General features: G+C 72.0%; 22 protein-coding genes and 1 pseudogene. 14 read left to right on the top strand and 9 right to left on the bottom strand.

The window, feature by feature from the left end; genetic code table 11:
* Together G3I19_RS20330 and G3I19_RS20325 are read left to right on the top strand one after the other, a co-directional pair.
* Window positions 1-376: AAA family ATPase (locus G3I19_RS20330; RefSeq protein ID WP_164265089.1), on the top strand; the 376-nt coding region annotated here is incomplete at its 5' end.
* A gap of 70 nt (window positions 377-446) precedes the next feature.
* Window positions 447-1,130 carry a class I SAM-dependent methyltransferase gene (locus tag G3I19_RS20325; protein ID WP_164265088.1) on the top strand — a complete coding sequence of 228 codons (684 nt, stop codon included), beginning with the start codon at window positions 447-449 and terminating at the stop codon, window positions 1,128-1,130.
* Window positions 1,131-1,263: 133 nt separating this feature from the next.
* Here G3I19_RS20325 and G3I19_RS20320 read toward each other — a convergent pair whose 3' ends face one another.
* A complete protein-coding gene (locus tag G3I19_RS20320; RefSeq protein ID WP_164265087.1) occupies window positions 1,264-1,635 on the bottom strand; it encodes a fic family toxin-antitoxin system, toxin component in 372 nt (123 codons plus the stop codon).
* Window positions 1,632-1,868: an antitoxin gene (locus G3I19_RS20315; protein ID WP_164265086.1), complete on the bottom strand. Its 237-nt coding sequence runs from the start codon at window positions 1,866-1,868 to the stop codon at window positions 1,632-1,634. Before G3I19_RS20315 ends, G3I19_RS20320 begins: the two co-directional genes overlap by 4 nt.
* Before the next feature lie 92 nt (window positions 1,869-1,960).
* Here G3I19_RS20315 and G3I19_RS20310 point away from each other — a divergent pair, with 92 nt between their 5' ends.
* From G3I19_RS20310 to G3I19_RS20295, 4 genes are all read left to right on the top strand, one after another.
* A complete protein-coding gene (locus tag G3I19_RS20310; RefSeq protein WP_164265085.1) occupies window positions 1,961-2,380 on the top strand; it encodes a GNAT family N-acetyltransferase in 420 nt (139 codons plus the stop codon).
* A 204-nt stretch (window positions 2,381-2,584) separates the two neighbouring features.
* Window positions 2,585-4,066 carry a hemolysin family protein gene (locus G3I19_RS20305; protein WP_164265084.1) on the top strand — a complete coding sequence of 494 codons (1,482 nt, stop codon included), beginning with the start codon at window positions 2,585-2,587 and terminating at the stop codon, window positions 4,064-4,066.
* The gene (locus G3I19_RS20300) at window positions 4,063-5,091 is read left to right on the top strand and encodes a hemolysin family protein (RefSeq protein ID WP_164265083.1); all 1,029 of its coding nucleotides are present in this window, start codon (window positions 4,063-4,065) and stop codon (window positions 5,089-5,091) included. Before G3I19_RS20305 ends, G3I19_RS20300 begins: the two co-directional genes overlap by 4 nt.
* A 58-nt stretch (window positions 5,092-5,149) precedes the next feature.
* Window positions 5,150-6,064 (top strand): SGNH/GDSL hydrolase family protein, encoded by a 915-nt coding sequence (locus tag G3I19_RS20295; RefSeq protein ID WP_164265082.1) that lies wholly within the window; start codon window positions 5,150-5,152, stop codon window positions 6,062-6,064.
* Between the two features lie 142 nt (window positions 6,065-6,206).
* Here the strand turns inward: G3I19_RS20295 and G3I19_RS20290 are convergent, their stop codons facing one another.
* Together G3I19_RS20290 and G3I19_RS20285 are read right to left on the bottom strand one after the other, a co-directional pair.
* Entirely contained in the window at window positions 6,207-7,742 is a 1,536-nt protein-coding gene (locus G3I19_RS20290) for an ATP-dependent DNA ligase (RefSeq protein ID WP_164265081.1), read from the bottom strand.
* 168 nt (window positions 7,743-7,910) lie between these two features.
* The gene (locus G3I19_RS20285; RefSeq protein WP_164265080.1) at window positions 7,911-8,537 is read right to left on the bottom strand and encodes an alpha-ketoglutarate-dependent dioxygenase AlkB; all 627 of its coding nucleotides are present in this window, start codon (window positions 8,535-8,537) and stop codon (window positions 7,911-7,913) included.
* A gap of 117 nt (window positions 8,538-8,654) precedes the next feature.
* Between G3I19_RS20285 and purB the strand changes: the two genes are divergently transcribed.
* The gene (gene purB, locus G3I19_RS20280) at window positions 8,655-10,088 is read left to right on the top strand and encodes an adenylosuccinate lyase (RefSeq protein WP_164265079.1); all 1,434 of its coding nucleotides are present in this window, start codon (window positions 8,655-8,657) and stop codon (window positions 10,086-10,088) included.
* Between the two features lie 19 nt (window positions 10,089-10,107).
* Window positions 10,108-10,698, top strand: coding sequence for a G/U mismatch-specific DNA glycosylase (gene mug / locus G3I19_RS20275; RefSeq protein ID WP_164265078.1), 591 nt, complete (start codon window positions 10,108-10,110; stop codon window positions 10,696-10,698).
* A 105-nt stretch (window positions 10,699-10,803) separates the two neighbouring features.
* On the opposite strand, the gene G3I19_RS20270 is transcribed toward mug, so the two are convergent.
* Window positions 10,804-11,238, bottom strand: a complete 435-nt coding sequence (locus tag G3I19_RS20270) for a hypothetical protein (RefSeq protein ID WP_164265077.1) — start codon at window positions 11,236-11,238, stop codon at window positions 10,804-10,806.
* A gap of 143 nt (window positions 11,239-11,381) precedes the next feature.
* Here G3I19_RS20270 and G3I19_RS20265 point away from each other — a divergent pair, with 143 nt between their 5' ends.
* Entirely contained in the window at window positions 11,382-12,542 is a 1,161-nt protein-coding gene (locus tag G3I19_RS20265; RefSeq protein WP_164265076.1) for an ROK family protein, read from the top strand.
* Between the two features lie 152 nt (window positions 12,543-12,694).
* Here G3I19_RS20265 and G3I19_RS20260 read toward each other — a convergent pair whose 3' ends face one another.
* Window positions 12,695-13,462 (bottom strand): GntR family transcriptional regulator, encoded by a 768-nt coding sequence (locus G3I19_RS20260; protein ID WP_164265075.1) that lies wholly within the window; start codon window positions 13,460-13,462, stop codon window positions 12,695-12,697.
* A 284-nt stretch (window positions 13,463-13,746) separates the two neighbouring features.
* Window positions 13,747-14,631, bottom strand: coding sequence for an RNA polymerase sigma-70 factor (locus G3I19_RS20255; protein WP_164265074.1), 885 nt, complete (start codon window positions 14,629-14,631; stop codon window positions 13,747-13,749).
* A 206-nt stretch (window positions 14,632-14,837) separates the two neighbouring features.
* Between G3I19_RS20255 and G3I19_RS20250 the strand changes: the two genes are divergently transcribed.
* The 3 genes and pseudogenes from G3I19_RS20250 to G3I19_RS20245 all read left to right on the top strand — a co-directional run bounded on the left by G3I19_RS20250 (window position 14,838) and on the right by G3I19_RS20245 (window position 17,611).
* A complete protein-coding gene (locus tag G3I19_RS20250) occupies window positions 14,838-15,668 on the top strand; it encodes an alpha/beta fold hydrolase (RefSeq protein ID WP_164265073.1) in 831 nt (276 codons plus the stop codon).
* Window positions 15,669-15,772: 104 nt separating this feature from the next.
* Window positions 15,773-15,928: pseudogene (locus G3I19_RS36920) on the top strand (PLP-dependent aminotransferase family protein); the annotation flags it as partial.
* Between the two features lie 186 nt (window positions 15,929-16,114).
* On the top strand, window positions 16,115-17,611 hold the full coding sequence (locus G3I19_RS20245; protein ID WP_164265072.1) for a GNAT family N-acetyltransferase: 1,497 nt from the start codon (window positions 16,115-16,117) through the stop codon (window positions 17,609-17,611).
* Here the strand turns inward: G3I19_RS20245 and G3I19_RS20240 are convergent.
* Window positions 17,553-18,791, bottom strand: coding sequence for a PLP-dependent transferase (locus G3I19_RS20240; protein ID WP_164265071.1), 1,239 nt, complete (start codon window positions 18,789-18,791; stop codon window positions 17,553-17,555). The genes G3I19_RS20245 and G3I19_RS20240 overlap by 59 nt on opposite strands.
* A gap of 59 nt (window positions 18,792-18,850) precedes the next feature.
* On the opposite strand from G3I19_RS20240, the gene G3I19_RS20235 reads away from it, so the two are divergent.
* Entirely contained in the window at window positions 18,851-19,324 is a 474-nt protein-coding gene (locus tag G3I19_RS20235) for an Lrp/AsnC family transcriptional regulator (RefSeq protein WP_164265070.1), read from the top strand.
* A gap of 63 nt (window positions 19,325-19,387) precedes the next feature.
* A complete protein-coding gene (locus G3I19_RS20230; protein ID WP_164265069.1) occupies window positions 19,388-21,079 on the top strand; it encodes a DUF885 domain-containing protein in 1,692 nt (563 codons plus the stop codon).
* Window positions 21,080-21,190: 111 nt separating this feature from the next.
* Here G3I19_RS20230 and G3I19_RS20225 read toward each other — a convergent pair.
* A partial coding sequence (locus G3I19_RS20225) for an SbcC/MukB-like Walker B domain-containing protein (protein ID WP_275402759.1) occupies window positions 21,191-22,505 on the bottom strand: 1,315 nt, incomplete at its 5' end.

Genomic DNA, 22,505 nt, shown 5'->3' with positions numbered 1-22,505 from the left:
AGCTCAGCTGCTGGGGGCGCCGGTCCTGGTGGTCACCCCGGCCACGCTCGGCACGCTCAACGCAACGGCGCTGACCGCGGAGGCGCTGCGCGCCCGGCGGCTGGAGTGCGCGGGGGTCGTGATCGGCAGCTGGCCGGCGGAGCCAGGTCTCGATGCCCGGTGCAATCTGGTGGATCTGCCGGAGGCCGCGGGGGCTCCGCTGGCGGGCGTCGTACCGGAGGGCGCGGGGAGGCTGGCACCCGCCGTCTTCCGTGACCTGGCGCCCGGCTGGCTCGCGCCGCACATCGGCGGGACCCGTGCGGCCGCGCCGGACGTGCCGCGGCTCCCGGGGAATCCTCCGCCTTCCCCGGAGTACGGCGGGCCATCGGGGGCATGAGCGGGGCGGGCGAGGGGACAGGGACAATCGCCGTGTCCCCCGCCTTCCCGTCCGCCGGAGGAGACCAGCGATGCCGCTGCGCAGCAGCAAGATCCCACGCGACAGCGTGCACCACCCGCTCTTTGCCCGCTTCTACGCCCGGTTCAGCGTCAACGCCGACCGCCACGCGGGGGTGGCGGCCCACCGTGCAGAACTGCTCGCCGGTCTGTCCGGCCGGGTGATCGAGGTCGGCGCGGGCAACGGGCTGAACTTCGCCCACTACCCGGCAGCGGTCGCCGATGTGGTGGCCGTCGAACCGGAGCGCACGCTCAGGCAGTTGGCGGTCCGGTCCGCGATGGACGCCACTGTCCCGGTGGACGTGCTGCCGGGGACCGCGGAGGCGCTTCCCGTACCGGACGAGACCTTCGACGCGGCCGTGGCGTCCCTGGTGCTGTGCACCGTACGCGATCTGCCGCAGGCGCTCGCCGAGATCAGGCGCGTGCTGCGGCCCGGCGGTGAACTGCGGTTCTTCGAGCACGGTCTCGCCCCTGGACCTGTGCGGGCCACGGCCCAGCGGGCCCTGGACCGTACCGTCTGGCCGCTGCTCTTCGGCGGCTGCCACACCGCGCGGGACACCCTGGCCGCGATCCGGGCTGCGGGTTTCGAACTCGGCACCTACCGGCGGCTGACCGTACCGGAGCGTGGGCTGCGGCTGCCTTCGTCACCCTGTGTTCTGGGCCGGGCACGGCGGCCGGGGCCATCGGCCGCTGCGTGAGGTGGGGCCGGGCCGCGGCCCCGGGCGAGATGCTGGCCGACACAGGCGGCAGGCCCAGGCAGCAGGCTCAAGTGGTCGGGCAGGGGTCGGGCAGGTGGTCGGCCCAGGTGGTCGGCTCAGGCGCGGCCGGGGCTCACAGGCTCCACTGGCGCAGTTCGTCGGCGATCGTGCGGACATCCGCCTTGTCCTGCTTGACCAGCCGTGCCAGATCCCTGACCTGCTCGGGCGAGGTGACGACCTTCAGCCCGCAGGCGACGAGATAGCCGTAGGCGACGGCCGAGGCGAACATCGCGTTGGAGTGCTCCAACGCCGGTACGTGGAGCAGCAGTTGCAGCAGGGCGGCGGCGCGGGCGTACGGGTCGCTGTAGACGGGGATGCCGAAGACCTCGGCGTCGTGCCGGCTGACGGCGGCCACCAGCGCGCCCCAGTCGATGACGGGCGGGTCGCCGGGGGTCCGGTGCTCGGCGACCATCAGCAGCCAGGCCAGATCGATCTTGAGGTTCAACGGCTGCCTTTGCGACGCTTGCCTTCCGCGGCGGACTCGTCCGCGAACACCGACGCGTACTGCTTCATGAAGTCGGCGGCCGCTTCGACGAAGGTGTGCCCCACCTCGCCGGCGTCCTGATTGACCAGCTCCTCGATATAGCGGTTCACGCTCACTCCCCGTTGGAGAGCGCGCTGGCGTGCCGCTTCGGCGGTCGCTTCGTCCACGCGTACGTTCAGCTGAGTCTTGGCCACGTCACCACGCTAGCGCGCAGGCGCTAGCACCGGCAAGAGGCGGCCAGGGGGCAGGCCGCACGGACGGCGGCCCCATCTGGTTGGCTCGTCCCATGAGCGACCTCGTCATCCGCTGCGCCGCCCTGCCGGACATCGACGCCGTACTGCGCTTCTGGCGCATCGCGGCGGAGGGAACCAGCGTCAGCGACGACCACGACGGCGTGGCCCGCCTCGTCACCCGGGACCCCGGGGCTCTGCTCGTCGCGGAGCGCGGCGGCCTGCTGGCCGGGACCGTGATAGCCGGCTTCGACGGATGGCGGTGCTCCCTCTACCGCCTGGCCGTGCACCCGGATCTCCGCCGGCAGGGCATCGCCGCCGCCCTGCTGGAAGCCGCGGAACAGCGTTTCGCGGCCCTCGGCGGGCGGCGGGGCGACGCCATGGTCCTGGAGGACAACGAACGGGCCCACCGGACCTGGGCGTCGGCTGGCTACCATCGCGAGGACCACTGGCGACGGTGGGTCAAGCCGCTGTAGCCGCCGCAGCCACGGTCGGCGCTTTGCCTTTCCTTTACGATGGACTGCCGGCGCTGCCGCCGACCGAGCCGTACCACCGACGACACCGACACCGACACCGACACCGACCGAAAGGTGTGAGCGTCCGCCCATGGGCGAGCCTCCCAGTAGCCGACATCGCGCAGTCCCCCGCTCCCTGGCTGATCATGGGACGGAGGTGAACCGATGACCGAAGTCCTTCTGCTCATCGTGGCGCTGCTGCTCTCGCTGGCCTGCTCGGCCTTCGTCGCGGCTGAGTTCTCGCTCACGACCGTCGAGCGCAGCGAACTCGAAGAGGCCGCCGAGCGCGGCGAGCGCGGCGCGGCGAGCGCGCTGCGCGCGGTGCGCGGCCTCACCTTCCAGCTGTCCGGCGCCCAGCTCGGCATCACCGTCACCAACCTGGTCATCGGGATGCTCGCCGAGCCCTCGATCGGGAAGCTGCTGCGCGGTCCCATCGAATCGATGGGTCTGCCGTCCGGCGCGGCTTCGTCGGCGGGCCTGGTGATCGGCACGGCCGTGTCCACCGTCTTCCTGATGGTGGTCGGTGAGCTGGTCCCGAAGAACTGGGCGATCTCCTCCCCTCTGACCGTCGCCAAGATGGTGGCCACCCCGCAGCGCTGTTTCAGCGCGGTTTTCCGCCCGCTGATCAGCCATCTCAACAACACCGCCAACCGGCTGCTGCGCCGGCTCGGCATGGAGCCGACGGAGGAACTGGCCTCGGCCCGTTCACCGCAGGAGCTGGTCGCACTGGCCCGGCACTCGGCCAAGGCGGGCGCGCTGGAGGAGGACACCGCGGAGCGCTTCGTCCGTACGCTCAATCTGGCGGATCTCACCGCCGAGAACGTGATGACACCCAGGGTCCAGGTGGTGGCACTCGATGTGCAGGCCAGCGCCGAGGACGTCGCGAACGCCACCCGCGCCACCGGTCTGTCGCGCTTCCCGGTCTACCGGGGCAGCCTCGACCAGGTCGTGGGGGTCGCCGACATCAAGGACGTACTGGCGCTCCCGGCGGAGCGCAGGCCGCGCTTCCCGGTGTCCGAGCTGCTGCGCGAGCCCCTGCTCGTACCGGAGACGCTGACCGTGGACCGGCTGCTCGACCGGATGTACGGCAAGCGCACGATGTCCGTGGTGATCGACGAGTACGGCGGCACGGCCGGTGTCGTCACGCTGGAGGACATCGTCGAGGAGGTGGTCGGCGAGGTACGCGACGAGCACGACCCGCACGAGACGCCCGACCTGGCCGGTGCGGGCGAGGACGCCGACGGCCGGCCGGTCTACTCGGTCGACGGGGCAGCGAGAACCGATCAGCTGGAGGCGATCGGCCTGCGGGTGGCCGAAGGCCCGTACGAGACTCTGGCGGGTTTCGTCGCCACCGAGCTGGGGCGCATCCCGGCCGAGGGCGACAGTTTCGATGTGGGGGGCTGGCGGATCGATGTGGTGGACGCGAGCGGGCGGCGCGCCGCCCGGCTGCTGCTGCACGCCCCTGAGGCGGCCGCCGGCGACGACGACCCGGACGGCAAGGACGACAGGAACGACAGGAACGAAAAAGGCGGCAAGGGCGGCAAGGGCGGCAAGCCCGGTGGGACGGGCAGAACCGACGAGTCCGCCGCGGACGCCGGGGACGCCGGGGACGCCGGGACCGACGAAGGGGACGGGGACCTGCGATGACTGTGATCCAGCTGTTCATCGGGCTGCTGACGCTGGTCGTCAACGCCTTCTTCGTCGGCGGTGAGTTCGCCCTCATCTCCGTACGGCGCAGCCAGATCGAACCGGCGGCGGAGGAGGGCGACCGGCGGGCGCGGAGCGTGCTGTGGGGGCTGGAGCATCTGGCGGCCCTGATGGCCGCGGCGCAGCTCGGGATCACGCTCTGCACGCTGGTGCTCGGTGTGGTCGCCGAACCGGCCATCGCCCATCTCCTGGAGCCGGTCTTCCACACCGTCGGGATGCCCGGCGGGCTGATCCACCCGGTCTCCTTCGTCATCAGCCTCATCGTGGCGACCTATCTCCACATGCTCTTCGGCGAGATGGTGCCGAAGAACATCGCCCTGGCCGGTCCGGTACGGACGGCGCTGCTGCTCGGGCCCCCGCTGGTCACGCTGGCGCGTGCGCTTCGCCCGGTGATCTTCGCGATCAACTCCTTCGCCAACGCGCTGCTGAAACTGCTGCGGGTCGAGGCGAAGAGCGAGGTCGCGGCGACCTTCACGGACGACGAGCTGGCCCGTCTGGTGACCGACGCCTCGGCGGCCGGACTGCTGGACGACCGGGCGAGCGAGCGGCTGCACGACGCCCTGGAGCTGGGCCGCAGGCCCGTACGCGATGTGGTGGTGCCGCTGGAGCAGGTGGTGTACGCACGCCTGGGAACGACTCCGGAACAGCTGGAACAGCTGTCGGTCGAATCCGGCTTCTCGCGTTTCCCCGTGGTGGACGACAACCGGCGGATTCTCGGGTACCTCCACGTCAAGGACGCGCTGGACGCGATGCCCCGCGATCTGCCGTTCACGGTCTCCGCGATGCGGGCCATCGCCCGGGTCCGTGCCGCCGGCCCGCTGGACGACGTACTGACGGCGATGCGCCGCAGCCGTACGCATCTGGCGGCGGTGATGGGCGACGACGGCACCCTCGCCGGCCTGGTGACGATGGAGGACCTGCTGCGGGAGCTGGTCGGGCGCCCGACGGCCGGGACCGGCGACTGACCGGAGGCCGTGCTCGCCCAGGGGAAGAGGTGGCTCACCACGGTAGAATCGCCCGGCGATGAAATTGAATGCCTCCTACACCAGTCTGGTCGCGGTCGGCGACTCCTTCACCGAGGGAATGTCGGACGCCCTCCCCGACGGCTCGTACCGCGGCTGGGCCGATCTGCTCGCCGCGCGCCTGGCGGCACGGACTCCCGGCTTCCGTTACGCGAATCTCGCCGTACGCGGAAAGCTGATCGGCCAGATCGCCGACGAACAGGCCCGAGCCGCGGCGGAGCTCAGGCCCGATGTGGTGACGCTGGTCGGCGGGCTCAACGACACACTGCGCCCCAAGTGCGACATGGGGATGGTGCGCGGCCGGCTGGAGGAGGCCGCGGGACGGCTGGCGCCCGCCTGCGGGCACCTGGTCCTGATGCGCAGCCCGGGCCGGAACGGACCGGTGATGGATCGCTTCCGTCCGCGCATGGAGGAGCTGTTCACCTTCATCGACGATCTGGCCGCGCGGCACGGCGCGCTGGTCGTCGATCTCTACGGTGCTCCGGTACTGGGAGACCAGCGACTGTGGGACGTGGACCGGCTGCATCTGACGGCCGACGGGCACCGCAGGGTGGCCGAGGCGGTGTGGCAGACGCTGGGACTGGCGGCCGAGTCCGACTGGCGGGCGCCGCTGCCCCCGGCCACGGCGGCCCACTGGGCGGCGCGGCGCACCAGTGACCTGCGGTTCGCGCGCGAGCATCTGGTGCCGTGGATAGGGCGGCGGCTGACGGGACGCTCGTCCGGTGACGGGCGCAGCGGCGCGCAGTTCTGCGCCGGGAGCGGCAAGGCGTTCTGGATCACTCCCGCGGACGACGGCACCCCGGGCCCGGTGACCGGCTGGCGACGGCTGGAGGCAGCGCCGGATGTGCCCGGCGTGCCGCGCCCGCAGGATGTGCCGGGAGCTCGGAATGTGCCGGATATGCCGGATGCGCCGTAGGCGCTTGCCCGTGGCGTGACGGGCGTGACGCCCGGCCTGCGACGGCGGGCATCCGCGGTTCGGCACGGGCACGGACGGACGGCCACCGGCACGGGTACGAACGGATAGCCGCCGGCACGGGTACGGACGGACGGCCACCGGGTCACAGCGTGTCCGGGGCGAGGGCGCGGACCGCGGCCACCGTGTCCGCCTCGCCGGGGCCCTTGTCCTCGCGGTAGCGCAGCACGCGCGCGAAGCGCAGGGCCAGACCCGCCGGATAGCGGGGGCTGCGCTGCAGCCCGTCGAACGCCACCTCCACCACCAGCTCGGGCCGTACCCGTACGACATACCCGTCCCGGCTCACCTCGCGTGCCAGCAGCTCACGGGTCTGCCAGGCGAGCAGTTCATCGGTGAGGCCCTTGAAGGTCTTGCCCAGCATCACCCAGGGCTCCGGATCCCCGGCCTCTCCACGAGCGGCGAGATGGAGGTTGCTGAGCACTCCCTGCCGCCTGCCGTGCCCCCACTCGGCCGCGGTCACCACCAGGTCGAGCGTGTGCCGCGGCTTCACCTTGATCCACCCTGCCCCGCGGCGCCCGGCCGCGTACGGCGCCGCGGGATCCTTCACCACCACGCCCTCCTGTCCCTGTGCGACCGCGTGGGCGAAGAACCGCTCGGCCTCGGCCGCCTCACCGGTGACCGTACGCGGGACACGCAGGTCCACCGGCACCACCGCGTCGAGCGCCTCCCAGCGGGTGCGTGCGGGCAGATCGATGAGGTCGGCGCCGTCGCGGTGCAGCAGGTCGAAGAAGTACACCCGCAGCGGTACTTCGGTACGCAGCCGGTCCGGGTCCTGACGCGACGCCGTACGGGCGGCCGTCACCTGGAACGGCAGCGGGCGCCCGTCCGGGCCCACCGCGATGGCCTCCCCGTCCAGGACGGCGGACCCGACCGGCAGTCCGGCCACCGCCTCGACCACTTCGGGCACCCGTGAGGTGATGTCGTCCAGGCTGCGCGTGAAGACGGACACGTCGGCGCCGTTCCGGTGGACCTGCACCCGGATCCCGTCCAGCTTCCACTCGACGGCCGCGGGCCCGACCCGTTCCAGGGCCGCCGCCACATCGGGCTCAGCCGCCGCGAGCATGGGCCGCACCGGCCTGCCCAGTTCCAGGCCGAACGCCCGCAGCGCCTCCTGCCCGCCGGACAGCGCGGCGGCCGCCACGGCGCGGGCGGACCCGCGGAACATCAGGGCCCGCCTGACATCCGCCGCCGATACCCCTGCGGCCTTCGCCACCGCGTCCGCGACCACGGAGTCGAGTGCGCCCTGCCGCAGTTCGCCGACGAGTACGGCGGCGAGAAAGGACTGCTCCGAAGCGGTGGCCCGGGAGAACAGCCCTTGGAGCAGGGCGCTCCGCTCGTCCCGGGACCCGGGGCCGTGCACGGCGGCCAGCGCGGCGAGGATGTCCTGTGTCTCCCGCACACCGAGCGACGATTCAGCGGCGGGCTCCGGAAGGTCGCGCAGAGCCGCGGGCCCCACCCCGATCCGCATCCGCCGGGACTCACCGGAGAGCAGGGCCACCGCCGCCGGAAGGTCGTCGGGCCCCAGGCTCCTCAGGTACTCCGCCAGCAGGGCGGTCTTCGCGTTCCTGGCGGATTGCGAACCGACGGCGCGTGAGGTGGCGGCGAGTTCATGAAGCAGCATGGCGGGGCTCCGGGCCGGTGGAAGAGGCTGGGCGGCGGTGCTCGGATCCGTACCCGTTTTCCACCGCGCCGTCCCGGGGCGGACGGGTGCCGCGTCCGGTGCTCCGGCCTGGCGGGGGCGGACGGGGCGGACGGGTACCGCGCGCGGTGCTGTGCCGGCGTACCCGGCTCAGCGCACCCCGTGCGGGCGGAACTGCACGCTGATGCGCGGCCCCACAGCGCGCGCCGTCTTGAGAATCGCGTGCTCCCAGGTGCGCTGGCAACTGCCGCCCATCACGATCAGGTCCCCGTGCCCGAGCGGTGTACGGACGGTGCTACCGCCGCCGCGCGGCCGCAGCGTCAGGCTCCGGGGAGCACCGAGCGAGAGGATCGCCACCATCGTGTCCTGACTGCTGCCGCGGCCGATCGTGTCCCCGTGCCAGGCGACGCCGTCCCGTCCGTCACGGTAGAAGCACAGTCCGGCCGTGGTGAAGGGCTCTCCGAGCTCCTCCGCGTAGTGCGCCCCGAGTGCGTCACGGGCCTCGTCGAGCGTGGGGTGCGGCAGCGGGTCCGCCGCTTCGAAGAACGACAGCAGCCTGGGCACCTCCACCACCCGCTCGTACATGACGCGTTGCTCCGCATGCCAGGGGACGTCCCGCGCCAGTACGTCAAAGAGCGCGTCCGCCCCGGTGAGCCACTGCGGCAGTACGTCGATCCAGGCCCCCTGCCCCAGGTGGCTGCGGCGCACCTCGGTCAGCGGGCGGAGGCCGGTCGCGTCGCCCTGGTCGAAGAGGGAACTCTGCAGGTGGACAGCCATACGACGCAGAATACCCGAACACCTATTCGAACACGGTCTCCCACTCCGAACGCCGTAGCAACCTACGAACGGAACCGGGGCACCGACCTGCAGAAACCGCCAGTAGAATCACTTCACGTGACTGCAAAGCCTCGCATCCCCAACGTCCTGGCCGGCCGCTACGCCTCCACGGAGCTCGCCGTCCTCTGGTCCCCCGAGCAGAAGGTCAGGCTGGAGCGCCGGCTCTGGCTCGCTGTGCTGCGGGCCCAGCAGGACCTCGGGATCGAGGTGCCGGAGACCGCGCTGGCCGACTACGAGCGGGTGCTCGACCAGGTCGACCTGGCGTCGATCGCCGAGCGCGAGAAGGTCACGCGCCACGATGTGAAGGCTCGGATCGAGGAGTTCAACGCCCTCGCCGGGCACGAGCAGATCCACAAGGGCATGACGTCCCGGGACCTCACCGAGAATGTCGAGCAGCTCCAGATCCGGCTCTCCCTCGAGCTGATGCGCGACCGTACCGTCGCGGTACTCGCGCGCCTCGGCAGGCTGGCCGGCGAGCACGCCGAGCTGGTGATGGCCGGGCGTTCGCACAATGTGGCGGCGCAGGCGACCACGCTCGGCAAGCGCTTCGCGACGGCCGCCGACGAGCTGCTCGTGGCGTACGGACGCCTCGACGACCTGCTGGGGCGTTACCCGCTGCGCGGCATCAAGGGCCCGGTCGGCACCGCTCAGGACATGCTGGACCTGCTGGGCGGGGACGAGTCGAAGCTGGCGGAGCTGGAGGAGCGCATCGCGGGGCACCTCGGCTTCGCGCACGCCTTCACCTCGGTCGGCCAGGTGTACCCGCGCTCGCTCGACTACGACGTGGTGACCGCGCTGGTCCAGCTGGCGGGCGCTCCCTCGTCCCTGGCCAAGACCATCCGGCTGATGGCCGGGCACGAGCTGGTCACCGAGGGCTTCAAGCCGGGACAGGTCGGCTCGTCCGCGATGCCGCACAAGATGAACACCCGCTCCTGCGAGCGTGTGAACGGCCTCATGGTGATCCTGCGCGGTTACGCCTCGATGACCGGCGAACTGGCCGGTGACCAGTGGAACGAGGGCGATGTGTCGTGCTCCGTCGTCCGCCGTGTCGCCCTGCCCGACGCGTTCTTCGCCTTCGACGGGCTGCTGGAGACGTTCCTGACCGTGCTGGACGAGTTCGGCGCGTTCCCGGCGGTCGTCGCCCGCGAACTCGACCGGTATCTGCCGTTCCTGGCCACCACCAAGGTGCTGATGGGTGCCGTACGGGCGGGCGTCGGCCGGGAAGTGGCGCACGAGGTCATCAAGGAGCACGCGGTCGCATCCGCGCTTGCCATGCGCGAACAGGGCGCCGAGCGCAACGAACTGCTCGACAAGCTCGCGGCCGACGACCGGATGCCGCTCGACCGGGCGCAGCTGGATGCGCTGATGGCCGACAAGCTGTCCTTCACCGGCGCCGCGGGCGGCCAGGTGGCCGCGGTGGTCTCCCGGATCGAGGAGCTCTCCAAGCAGCACCCGGAGGCAGCCGCCTACGCCCCCGGCTCGATCCTCTGATCCGCCGGCCGGCCCACCGATGAAGCCCGAAGAGCTGGAAGCTGCCCGCGACCGCATCGTCCCCGATGTGGTCGCGGAGGGCCTGAACGTGCTGTTCTGCGGAATCAACCCCGGCCTGATGACGGCCGCGACCGGCCATCACTTCGCCCGGCCGGGCAACCGCTTCTGGCCGGTGCTTCACCTGTCGGGGTTCACACCCCGAAGGTTCGCCCCGTCGGAGCAGGACGGTCTCCTGGCTCTCGGCCTCGGCATCACCAATGTGGTGGCACGGGCATCGGCCCGCGCCGACGAGCTGACCGCCGATGAGTACCGCGAGGGCGGGCGCATCCTGACGGCCAAGGTGGAGACGCTGAAGCCGCGTTGGCTCGCCGTCGTGGGAGTCACCGCCTACCGCACGGCGTTCCGTGAGCCCAAGGCCCGGATCGGACCGCAGACGCGGACGATCGGCTCCACCCGGATCTGGGCACTGCCCAACCCGAGCGGACTCAACGCCCACTGGACGGCGGCCACGATGGCCGAGGAGTACGGCAGACTCCGCGAAGCCGCACAGACCGCGCCCGGGCCGCACACACCCACGCGGCCCCCGTCGCCACGGCCCCGGACTCCGTAGACCACCACCGGGGGGCGTCGGGACCGCGGACCGCACGAACCGCTTCCGAGACCGCGCCGTGCACCGGTCCAGATCCGGCACCCTCACCGGGCTGAACACCGCAGGCTACGGCGGGTCCACGTCGGTGACCACCGCGACCAGACCGTCTCCTCCCCGTACAGCGCCGATGGCGATCCATCGGCCCTCCGTCTGCCAGAGGTGCAGGGCCGGCACGGTGGTGCACAACTCGTCCCAGGGCTCCGGTATCTCCTCGCCCTCCATACGCCGGGTCAGCATGCTCCAGAGGCTGAATATCTGCGTCTCCCCCCACCGTGCGTCGAGCACGGCCACCAGCGCCCCCAGCTCAGCCGCGACCTGGTCCTCCGCTTCCTCCACCGCCTCCGTCACGGGGTCGCCCGCACCGCTCGGGGCGCCCCCGGCGATCAGAGCCATGAGATGGAATCCAGGCCCGCACAGCCCGGTGTCCGACCATCCGCGCTGCGCGGGGAACGCACGGGCCCGCAACCGGTCGATGGCGGCTACGTACTGAGCGGTGGTCATCCCCTCAGTAAACCCTCCGCCTCTGACAGTTGGTCGCCGGGCATACCCTCCTGACCCGCCACCGGCCGGGCAGGCACTCGCCGCTCGACCTGTCACCCGGTACCATCCGGCACACACGCACGAGCTGAGCTGGGAGGACGACGTTGGGGCAGCTGACCGGCGGGGATCCCTCGTTGCTGCGACGGATCAACTCCTCCGTGGTGCTGCACGCACTGCGCGGCGAGGTGTTCCCGACCCTGACGGATCTCACCCGTATCACCGGCCTGTCGCGGCCGACGGTCGAGGGCGTGATCGACGGTCTGATCACGGCCGGGCTCGTCGTCGAGGACTCTCCTGAGGCGGAGGGCGAGACCCGGCGGCAGGGGCGTCCGGCGCGAAGGTTCCGTTTCCGTGCGGAGGCGGGGCATCTGCTCGGCATCGAGATCGGGCCGCACCGGGTCGCGGCCCTGGTCTCCGGTCTCGACGGGGAGATCATCGGCGCCGGTTCCCGCGAGGTGCCGGAGACCGCGTCCGCGGACGAGCGGCTGGAGCGGGTCCGGAGCACGGTGGCCGATGTGCTGCGCCGTGCCGGAGTCGCACGCAGCACCCTGCGCGCGGTGGGGGTCGGCAGCCCCGGGATCGTGGAGGCCGACGGGACGGTCCGGCTGGGAACCGCGCTTCCCGACTGGACCGGGCTTCCGCTGGGCGAGCGGCTGCGTCGGTCGTTCCGCTGCCCGGTCCTGGTCGAGAACGACGCCAACGCGGCGGCCGTGGCCGAGCACTGGAAGGGCGCAGCGACCGATTCCGACGACATCGTCTTCGTACTCGCCGGGCTGAGCCCCGGGGCAGGGTCGCTGATCGGCGGTCGGCTGCACCGCGGTTTCGGGGGCGCCGCGGGCGAGATCGGCGCGCTGCACCTGCTGGGTCGGGGAGTCACACCGGAGAAGCTGCTCTCCACGACCGACGAGCCGCTCCACCCGCTGGACGAGCACGCGGTCGCCGAGGTTTTCACTCATGCGAAGCAAGGCGACACCCGGGCCAGGGCCGCCGTCGAGCGGTTCATCCAGCGGCTGGTCCACGATGTGGCCGCCCTGGTCCTGGCGCTCGACCCGGAACTGGTCGTGATCGGCGGCTGGGCGGCCGGGCTTGACGGTGTACTGGAGCCGCTGCGGGGCGAGTTGGCCCGCTACTGCCTGCGCCCGCCCCGGGTCGCACTGTCCGTGCTCGGCGAGGCGGCGGTGGCGACCGGTGCGCTGCGGCTGGCGCTCGACCATGTCGAGGAGGAGCTCTTCGCCGTGGAGGGCACGGTCACGGCCCGCCGCTGAACGCAGCCCTGGAGCCCGCGACTTCGCCCTGTCTCGGCCGAGGAACTGCGCCGGGGATCTGGGCCCGGGACGTGGCGCAGGAATTCGACCCGGCCTTGGCCCCCCAGCCCGGTGCGCCCGGTGTCATCCGTAGCCCGGTGCCATCCGTAGCGTCAGGAAGCCTTCTTGCCGCCGGGCAGCTCGTCGCTGATCTCCAGGTCGCCCGAGTCGCCGAAGGTGAGCCGGCACGTGTCCGCCCGGTAAGTGGCCACCGACACCGCGACCGTCCTGCCACCCGCGATGTACCGCGTGGTGACGACGAGCACCGGAGCGCCGGGCAGCCGGTCGAGTTCCTTGGCGTCGTCCGCGCGGGCCGAGCCCAGCTCCACCGCACGGTCCTGGCCCTCGAGGTTCAGATGCTGCAGTTCCCGCAGCACGGCGCGCGCACGCGCCGGGCCCGACGGGGCCTCTATGGCGGACAGTTCGGGCACGGAGGCCGCCGGTACGTACACCACCTCGGTGGCGACGGACTGGCCGTGCGTCATCCGGATCCTGCGTACGGTGTGAACGGCGTCGTCGCTGTCCGCGTCGAGCAGCCTGGCCACTGCGGCCGGCGGCGCGGCGCTGCCGCACTCGACGGGCTGCCAGGCGTCGTCGGACGCACCGGGCCAGGTCTGCTGAGAAGTCGACACATCGACACCGACCCGCGGCGGGGCGACCGTGGTACCCACGCCCCGGCGGCGCTGCAGACGGCCTTCCAGCTCCAGCTGTTCCAGCGCCTGACGCAGCGTGGCACGCGCGACGCCGAAGCGGGCGGCCAGTTCGCGCTCGTTGGGGAGGATCTCCCCGACCGCGAATTCCGAGTCCAGCGCCTCAGTGAGCACGGTCTTGAGGTGCCAGTACTTCGGCTCCGGCACCGATTCCAGCTGCGTGGTCCCCACCCTGATCCTCCGCAATCGCCGTGTCCCCGGCGGCTTTTCCGTGCCCTTGTTTATTAAAGGTTCCTGCACTAACTCTGCGAGAGTAGGGCGGCACCGGTTCTTGGTCAAGACCAATCCTCACGCGATAGCGGAGCGGAGCCGGTTCATGACGCAGAGCGTTCATGAGAAGTTATCGACCGGCCGACCCGCGGAGCACCCACAGCCCAGGGCATGGGTCATGGCAGGAGGAAGGGAGGGGAGGGAGGGGAGGGAGGGGAGGGAGGGGAGGGAGGAAGAGGAGCGCTCTACTCCGCTGACATCAGCCGGAGTTTGTCAGGGTTACGCACGATGTAGATCTCGGCGATCCGCCCGTTCTTGACCTCCGCCTGCACCACGGAGTCCACCGCGCCGCCCAGGAGCACCACGATCGCCGGAGCCCCGTTGAGCTCCCTGATCCGGAACTCGGCACCCACGGCCCCCCGCTCGGCGACTCCGGCCAGGAAGCGGCCCACCTTGTCCGCGCTCTCGATGACGCGCAGCGGCGCCTGGGACTTGCCACCGCTGTCCGCCACCAGGCGCACCCCGGGCGTGAGCAGCGCCAGCAGCTCGTCCAGACTTCCGCCCGAGGCCGCCGCGAGGAACCGTTCGGTGAGATCACGGCGTTCGGCCGGATCGACGTCGTACCTCGGCTTGCGCTCCTCCACATGGCGCCTGGCCCGCCCGGCGAGCTGACGCACCGCCGCCTCGCCGCGATCGAGCACCACCGCGATCTCCGCGTACGGGAAGCCGAAGGCCTCCCGCAGCACGAACACCGCACGCTCCAGCGGCGAGAGTGATTCCAGCACCACGAGGACGGCGAACGACACGGACTCGGCGAGCACCGCCCGCTCCGCCGTGTCCGGCACGGCGGAGCCGAAGTCCGTGGCGAGCGGTTCGGGGAGCCACGGCCCCACATACGCCTCGCGCCGCGACTGCACATGCCGGAGCCGGTCGAGGGCGAGCCGGGTGGTGATCCGCACCAGGAAGGCGCGCGGTTCACGTACGTCCCCGCGGTCGGCCGCCGACCAGCGGAGCCATGCCTCCTGTACGACGTCCTCGGCATCGGCCACCCGGCCGAGCATGCGGTACGCCACACCGGTCAGCACAGAGCGGTGTTCTTCGAAGCGGTCGGTCGCGGTGTCGGTGGCCACGCGCCCATCCCAGCCGACCGGCCCCTCCGTGTCCAGAAAGAATCGCCGGAGGAATCCGGATCCCCCGCGCGTCGGCCCCGCCCCCGGGCGACCGCCATTTCGCGCCATCCCCTTGAAGTACAAGCTACTCAAGGGTAATTGTTACTGACGCAACGTCTAAGTGCCGGTTCCTGCCCTCAGGGACCCCCACCCCAGGGAGCAGCAGCATGACCGCCCAGGTCTCCTTCACCACCGCCACCCCGACGGGACAGAAGCCGGTCACGGTCGCGTACGAACGCACCGGATCGGGCGCTCCGCTCCTGCTGCTGCACGGCATCGGCCACCACCGGCAGGCGTGGGACCCGGTCGTGCACATCCTGGCCGCCGAACGCGAGGTGATCAGCGTGGACCTGCCCGGGTTCGGCGCATCGCCCGCACTGCCCGAAGGGGTGCCGTACGACCTCGGGTCGGTCGTTCCCGTACTCGCCGCGATGTGCGAGGCGCTGGGTGTCGAACGGCCCCATGTGGCGGGGAACTCGCTCGGCGGTCTGCTCGCCCTTGAGCTGGGCAGCAGGAGCCTGGCACGGTCGGTCACCGCGCTCTCACCGGCCGGATTCTGGACGCAGGCCGAGCGGCGCTACGCGTTCTCGACACTGGCCGCGATGCGGCACGGCGCACGGCTGCTGCCGCTCCCGGTGGTCGAGCGGCTGTCCCGCTCGACGGCCGGGCGAGCGGCCCTCACCGGCACCATCTACGCCCGGCCGGGCCGCCGTTCACCGGAGGCCGTCGTCTCCGAGACCCTGGCGCTGCGCACCGCGACCGGCTTCGACGCAACGCTCGCCGCCGGGCGGGACGTGCTGTTCACCTCCGAGGTGAGCGCTGTGCCCGTCACCGTGGCCTGGGGCACGAAGGACCGTATCCTCCTCCGCCGTCAGGGAGTCAGGGCCAAGCGGACCATCCCCGGCGCCCGGCTGGTACGGCTGCCCGGCTGCGGCCATGTCCCGATGAACGACGACCCCGCCCTGGTGGCACGAGTCATCCTCGACACCAGCCGCTGACCGGGGTCCCCCAGCCGCTGCCCCAGGGTCACACCCCGCTGCCAGGGCGCTGTCCGTGCGATCCCGCCGTCGCCCGGCCACAGCCGGCCCGAGTCCCGTTCCCGGACCGGACGGCCCGGGCCGGTGTCGCCGTGCGTCCGATGTCCGACTACGGAACCGTCCGGCCTCAGGACGGCGTCGTACGTCTGGTGCTCGGATACGCGCATCTGGCGCCGCCGGAAATCGAGCGCGGTGTCCGGCTGCTGGCAGGAACCAATTGAGGCCCTTATCGGTTCACTTGGGGTGAGGGGGTACGTTCAATGGCAGCTGCATCACCATGGGGCACCGGAGCGGGCGTTTCGCGTCTTTTCCGGCGGGAAAAGGTTCCCAATCAACCAAAATCACACTTAACCCATCAGTCACAGAGTGTTCGTGATCAGGCAACACCGCTCGGTCACAGTGAGGCCATGACCGATGTGAATCCCGCGAAGAGCGCCCGTCGCCCGCACCACTGGCGCCGGGAGCTCATCGAGCTGGCCGCCCTGTTCACCGCCGTGGCTCTCGCCGATGGCGTAGCCAATCTCGTGGCGCACGGGCCCGACGGGCCCTTTCTCCTGGTCGCGGCCGCCGTGTCCCTCGCCGGTACGGTCGCGTTCCACCTCTGGTGGGCCCAGCGCCACAGTCACGCGCCACCGTCCGGGCGATCCGGGCGGCCCGGGCGGTCCCGGCCGTCCGGCGGCGCGAGCGGCACCGCCGCGCTGTCCGTCGTCCTCCCCGCCTCCCCCGGCGGCAAGCACGCGCCCAGCGGCGACCACGACGCCAGCGACACCGGCACCGGCACCGGCACCGGCACCGACACGAACGGGCTGGCGCGGTCCGAGACCGTGCTGTGGCGGATGCGTACGACCGTACGGGACGAGCCCGGCAGCCTGGCCGTGCTGTGCACGGCGCTGGCCCGTCACCGGGTCGACATCCTGACGCTCCAGACCCACCCGCTGGCCGACGGCACGGTCGACGAGTTCCTGCTGCGCGCCCCCGCCGGCCTCCAGTCACGGCAGCTCGGCCACGAGGTCTCGGCGGCGGGCGGGCACGACACCTGGATCGAGCGCGCCGACACCCACGACCTGGTCGACACACCGACCCACGTCCTGGGCCTCGCCACCCGCACCGCCCTGGACCCCGCCGAACTCCCCCTGGCGCTGCGCCGGCTGCTCGGCCGCTGCACCATCCACTCGCTCCCCGCGGTGTCGGTCAGCGGCGCGCCCACCGACGAGTCCACGCCGGCCGAGGGCGTGCTGGAGGAGCGGCTGATGCGGCTGCGCGACCCGTCGGGCGGCACGATCACCGTCGAGCGGCCCCATCTGCCGTTCACCCCGACGGAGTTCGCCCGCGCCCGTGCGCTCATCGAGCTCGACGCCCGCCTCGGCCCCCGGATGCCGCACCGGCAGGACGTCTTCACGCTCCCCGAGGGCAACGAGATCACCGTGCGCCGGGCGGGGCCCGACGACGCGCAGGCCGCCAGGGCGATGCACGACCGGTGCACCGACCGGACCCTGGGCCTGCGCTACCACGGCCCCGTCGGCGACGCCGACCGCTACCTCGGCCATCTGCTGAGCCCTCGCTTCGGCCGCACCCTCGCCGTGCAGACCGCTTCGGGGCGCATCGTCGGCCTCGGCCACCTCCTGTGGGACGGTGACGAGACCGAGGTCGCGCTGCTCGTCGAGGATGCCTGGCAGCGCCGCGGCATCGGCTCCGAGCTGCTCGGGCGGCTGGTCGGGCTTGCGGAGGAGGCCGGGTGCGAGAGCGTGTACGCGGTGACGCAGGCGTCCAACACCGGGATGGTGGCGGCGATGCGCGGCCTCGGTCTGCCCCTCGACTACCAGATCGAGGAAGGCACCCTGGTCATCACCGCGCGGCTGGCGACGAGTCCCGCATGCTCCGGTCCCGCGCACGATCTGCCGTAGAGCCCTCCTCATGAACCGCCGTACGGGCCGGGCGAGCAGGGCGGCCACCGAGCGCCCCGTCCAGGTCGTCCCAGAGATCGTCCACGTCCTCGAGCCCCACCGACATCCGCAGCAGCCGCTCGCTCACGCCGGCTGACCGCCGGTCTCCCTCGGCCACAATGCGGTGGCTGATGGAGGCGGGGTGCTGGATGAGGGTGTCGACGCTGCCGAGGCTCACGGCGGGGGTGATCAGCCGTACGCCGGCGATCACCCGGTGCGGATCGCCGTGCACCTCGAAGGCCACCATGGCGCCGCCCAGCTTCGGATAGTGCACCACCGCGACCCTGGGGTCGGCGGCGAGCCGGCGGGCCAGCTCGGCGGCCGTCGCCGCCGCGGCCCGCATCCTGACGGGCAGGGTCGACAGACCACGCAGCAGCAGATAGCCCGACAGCGGGTGCAGCACACCGCCCGTCGCGAACCGCAGCTGCCGCAGCCCCCGCGCGAACTCCTCGTCGCAGGCCACCACACCGGCCAGCACATCGCCGTGCCCGCCCAGATACTTCGTGGCGCTGTGCAGCACGACCCGCGCCCCGTGCTCCAGCGGCCGCTGCAGGACCGGCGTGGCAAAGGTGCTGTCGACGAGCAGCGGCACCGCACCGCAGGAGTGCGCCAGTGCCCGGATGTCGGTCTCGGCGAGGGTCGGGTTGGCCGGGGTCTCGACCATCACCAGACCGGTGTCCGGCCGGATCACGTCGCCGACACCCGCCGGGTCCGTCCAGGTCACCTCGGTGCCGAGCAGCCCAGCGGTGAGCAGATGGTCGCTGCACCCGTACAGCGGGCGGACCGCGACGACATGCCGCAGCCCCTGGCTCGCCCGCGCGAGCAGCACAGCGCTGAGCGCGGCCATACCGCTGGCGAAGGCCACCGCGCTCTCGGCCCCCTCAAGGCGGGCGAGCGCCGTCTCGAAGCGTGCGGTGGTCGGGTTGTCGAGCCTGGCGTAGACCGGCGGCCCCTGCGGGCGGGCGCCGGTGGCGGCGAACTCGTCGATCCTGGCCGCCTCCTGCCTGCTGTCGTACGAGGGGTACGTGGTCGACAGATCGATCGGGGCGGCGTGCAGGCCGAGACCGGCGAGGTCTTCGCGTCCGGCGTGCACCGCTTCGGTGGCCAGGGCCCTGGATGTGGTCGAGGCATCGGATTCCATGCCGGAACTCTGAACAGCCGCCGGGCAGTTCGGGACCTGGCCCGTGTTACGTTCGGCCGATGGCCGAATCCGTCGTACTCGACCCGGTGGATCTGCATCTGCTCCGCCTCCTGCAGAACGATGCCCGGACCACCTACCGGGAGCTGGCAGCGGAGGTCGGGGTCGCCGCGTCGACCTGTCTCGACCGGGTGGCCCGGCTGCGCCGCTCCGGAGTGGTGCTGGGCCATCAGCTGCGGCTCGACCCGGCGAAGCTGGGGCGCGGACTCGAAGCGCTGCTCTCGGTGCAGGTACGTCCGCACCGCCGGGAGCTGGTCGGCCCGTTCGTGGAGCGGATCCGGGGGCTGCCCGAGTCGCGGGCGCTCTTCCATCTGGCGGGGCCCGACGACTATCTGGTGCATGTGGCGGTGGCGGACACCGCCGACCTGCAGCGGCTGGTCCTCGACGAGTTCACCGCCCACCGCGAAGTGGCCCGGGTGGAGACCCGGCTGATCTTCCAGCAGTGGGACTGCGGCCCGCTGCTGCCCCCTGGGTGAGCAGCCCGGGGAGGGCGCGCCGGGGAGATGGCGCGGAACTGCCCGCCGTACGAAGATGTCCGCATGTCACAGACTCTCAACAGCCCCCTGCCCCGTCAGGTCGCCGACGCGTACGTCGACTCCCTGATCGCACTCGACCCGATCACCGGCACCTATCTCGGAGTGCGCGAGAGCTCCCGTGGCCTGCCCGACTTCTCCCCCGCAGGACAGGCCGCCCTCGCCGCGCTCGCGCGGGCCACCCTGGCCGAACTCGACGCCGCGGAGCGCCGTCCGGGCGGGGACAGCGACGTCGAGCGGCGGTGCGGCAGGCTGCTGCGCGAGCGTCTCAACGCCGAACTGGCCGTCCATGAGGCCGACGAGCCGCTGCGGGCCGTCAGCAACATCCACTCGCCGGCCCACGCCGTGCGTGAGGTCTTCACAGTAACGCCGGCGGAGACCGACGAGGACTGGGCCGCGGTGGCCGAGCGCCTCAGCGGTGTCCCCGCGGCGCTCGACGGGTACCGCACGTCCCTGGCTCTCGGCCTCGAACGGGGACTGCTCGGCGGCCCCCGCCCCACCGAGACCTTCATCGGCCAGCTCGCCGAGTGGGCGGGCTCCGGTACGGAAGGCACCGGCTGGTTCGACGAGTTCGCCGCCACGGGCCCGGATTCGCTGCGCGAGGAGCTGGACTCGGCGGCCCGTTCGGCCACGGCGGCGGTGGCCTCGCTGCGGGACTGGATGCGCGATGTCTACGCCCCCGCGGTCGAGGACGCACCGGACACGGTGGGCCGCGAGCGGTACGCCCGCTGGTCGCGCTACTTCAACGGCACCGACCTGGATCTGGACGAGGCGTACGCGTACGGCTGGTCCGAATACCACCGGCTGCTGGCCGAGATGAAGACCGAGGCCGGGAAGATCCTGCCGGGCGCGGGTCCCTGGGAGGCGCTGGCGCACCTGGACGAGCACGGCACGCACATCGAGGGCGTGGACGAGGTCCAGAAGTGGCTCCAGGGGCTGATGACCGAGGCGATGGACGCGCTCGACGGCACCCACTTCGAACTCGCCGAGCGGGTACGGAAGGTCGAGTCCAGGATCGCCCCGCCCGGCGGCGCCGCGGCCCCGTACTACACACCTCCGTCCGAGGACTTCTCCCGCCCCGGGTGTACGTGGCTGCCGACCATGGGCGAGACCCGCTTCCCGGTGTACGACCTGGTCTCCACCTGGTACCACGAGGGGGTGCCTGGGCACCATCTCCAGCTGGCGCAGTGGGTGCATGTCTCGGACCAGCTCTCCCGCTACCAGGCGAGCGTCGGCATGGTCAGCGCCAACGCCGAGGGCTGGGCGCTCTACGCCGAGCGCCTGATGGACGAGCTGGGCTTCCTGCCGGACGCCGAGCGCAGGCTCGGCTATCTGGACGCGCAGATGATGCGCGCCTGCCGGGTGATCGTGGACATCGGCATGCATCTGGAGCTGGAGATCCCGGCCGATTCGCCGTTCCACCCGGGCGAGCGCTGGACACCGGAGCTGGCGCAGGAGTTCTTCGGGAACCACAGCGGGCGCCCCGCCGACTTCGTGGAGAGCGAGCTCATCCGCTATCTGTCGATGCCGGGCCAGGCCATCGGGTACAAGCTGGGCGAGCGCGCCTGGCTGCTGGGCCGGGAGAACGCCCGTAAGGCGCACGGGGATTCCTTCGACGCCAAGTCCTGGCACATGGCGGCCCTGTCGCAGGGATCGCTGGGTCTCGACGATCTGGTGGACGAGATCTCGAAGCTGTAGGGACGGGTGTGCCGGCGCGGGATCCGGCACGGCACGGCGGCCGTCGAGCGGCCGCCGTGCGACTCCACCGGGAACAGAGCGGTTCCCGCCGGACGCTGTGGCCGGGCCGGCTCAGCGGGCGGCTCCCGCCGCGTGGTGGCGGACCGCGGAGCCGCTCTGCTCCTTGACGATCTCCAGCTGGGCGGGGATCCGCCGGCGAAGATCACCGACATGGCTGACGATGCCGACGCTGCGGTCCCGTTCGCGCAGGGAGTCCAGGACGTCGAGCACATCGTCCAGTGTCTGGTCGTCCAGGCTGCCGAAGCCCTCGTCGATGAAGAGGGTGTCGAGACGGGTGCCGCCCGCTTCGTCGGTGACCACATCGGCCAGGCCCAGGGCGAGGGCGAGCGACGCGAAGAAGGTCTCGCCGCCGGACAGCGTCGCGGTGTCGCGCTCACGCCCCGTCCAGGAGTCCAGGACATGCAGCCCGAGCCCGGAACGGCCCCGGCCGCCCGCTCTGGCATCGGAGTGGACCAGGGTGTAGCGCCCGGCCGACATCGTCTGCAGCCGGGCGGTGGCCGCCGCCGCGACCTGTTCCAGCCGGGCGGCAAGGACGTACGACTCCAGGCGCATCTTCCGTTCGTTGTCGGCCGATGTGCCGGCGGTGAGCGTGGCGAGACGGGCCACTCTGTCGTACTCGGCGCGCAGCGGCCCGAGGCCGGTCAGCTCGTCCGCGGCCTGCTGGGAGAGCCGCTGGAGCGCGGTGCGGCGCTCGGACGCGGCGTCCAGTGCCGACGACGCGTCGAGGAAGACGCGCTCGGCGGTGTCGAACTCCGCGCGGGCGCCGTCGGGATCGGCCGGCGGACGGGCGGCCGCGGTGGCCGCGTCCTGCTCGGCGAGGCGCTCGGCGACGGCTGCTTCCTCGGCCTGCCAGGCGTCGAGACGCTGCTGCAGATGGCGCTGTCCGCTGTCGTCCGTCAGTTCGGCGGCGGCCGCCTGCGGGGTGTCGAACCCGGCCCTGAACGCAGCGTCGGCGAGCCGGTCGTCGGTCTCCTTGAGCCGCTGGGCCGTGGTGTCGACCGCGCGTACGGCGTCGGCCGCCCGGTCCAGGAAGCTCATCCGGTGTTCGAGGAGTGCGGCGTGTTCGGCGACGCTCGCGGCGCCGCCGCGCGCCAGGACCAGCTCTTCCTCGATCGCGGACTGCTCCCGCTCCAGCGCCTCGCGCTGCGAGGTGCGGGCGGCGGAGCGGCGTTCGGCCTGCTGCTGTGCCGTGGTGCGCTCGGTGTGTTCGCGCTCGGCCCGGGCGCGCTCCTCACGGGCGGCGTGCATTCCGGCGGCCGTACGGTGCGCCTCGGCGTGGTCGCGCTGCAACTGCTCGACCAGGTCGGCGAGTTCGTCGGTGGTGGCGCTGCCCGCCCCCGCCCGTGCTTCCGCGACCGCCTCCCGT

This window comes from Streptomyces sp. SID10853 (assembly GCF_010548145.1).
GTDB lineage: Bacteria > Actinomycetota > Actinomycetes > Streptomycetales > Streptomycetaceae > Streptomyces.
This window is presented reverse-complemented; position numbering and strand designations above follow the sequence as displayed.

Excerpts from the sequence above, each read along its gene's own strand:
- G3I19_RS20250 (WP_164265073.1), top strand. The coding sequence starts at position 14,838 with ATGACCGCCCAGGTCTCCTTCACCACCGCCACCCCGACGGGACAGAAG.
- G3I19_RS20240 (WP_164265071.1), bottom strand. The coding sequence starts at position 18,791 with ATGGAATCCGATGCCTCGACCACATCCAGGGCCCTGGCCACCGAAGCG.
- G3I19_RS20300 (WP_164265083.1), top strand. The coding sequence starts at position 4,063 with ATGACTGTGATCCAGCTGTTCATCGGGCTGCTGACGCTGGTCGTCAAC.
- G3I19_RS20285 (WP_164265080.1), bottom strand. The coding sequence starts at position 8,537 with ATGGCTGTCCACCTGCAGAGTTCCCTCTTCGACCAGGGCGACGCGACC.
- G3I19_RS20305 (WP_164265084.1), top strand. The coding sequence starts at position 2,585 with ATGACCGAAGTCCTTCTGCTCATCGTGGCGCTGCTGCTCTCGCTGGCC.
- G3I19_RS20310 (WP_164265085.1), top strand. The coding sequence starts at position 1,961 with ATGAGCGACCTCGTCATCCGCTGCGCCGCCCTGCCGGACATCGACGCC.
- G3I19_RS20270 (WP_164265077.1), bottom strand. The coding sequence starts at position 11,238 with ATGACCACCGCTCAGTACGTAGCCGCCATCGACCGGTTGCGGGCCCGT.
- G3I19_RS20295 (WP_164265082.1), top strand. The coding sequence starts at position 5,150 with ATGAAATTGAATGCCTCCTACACCAGTCTGGTCGCGGTCGGCGACTCC.
- mug (WP_164265078.1), top strand. The coding sequence starts at position 10,108 with ATGAAGCCCGAAGAGCTGGAAGCTGCCCGCGACCGCATCGTCCCCGAT.
- G3I19_RS20230 (WP_164265069.1), top strand. The coding sequence starts at position 19,388 with ATGTCACAGACTCTCAACAGCCCCCTGCCCCGTCAGGTCGCCGACGCG.
- G3I19_RS20235 (WP_164265070.1), top strand. The coding sequence starts at position 18,851 with ATGGCCGAATCCGTCGTACTCGACCCGGTGGATCTGCATCTGCTCCGC.
- G3I19_RS20290 (WP_164265081.1), bottom strand. The coding sequence starts at position 7,742 with ATGCTGCTTCATGAACTCGCCGCCACCTCACGCGCCGTCGGTTCGCAA.
- G3I19_RS20245 (WP_164265072.1), top strand. The coding sequence starts at position 16,115 with ATGACCGATGTGAATCCCGCGAAGAGCGCCCGTCGCCCGCACCACTGG.
- G3I19_RS20325 (WP_164265088.1), top strand. The coding sequence starts at position 447 with ATGCCGCTGCGCAGCAGCAAGATCCCACGCGACAGCGTGCACCACCCG.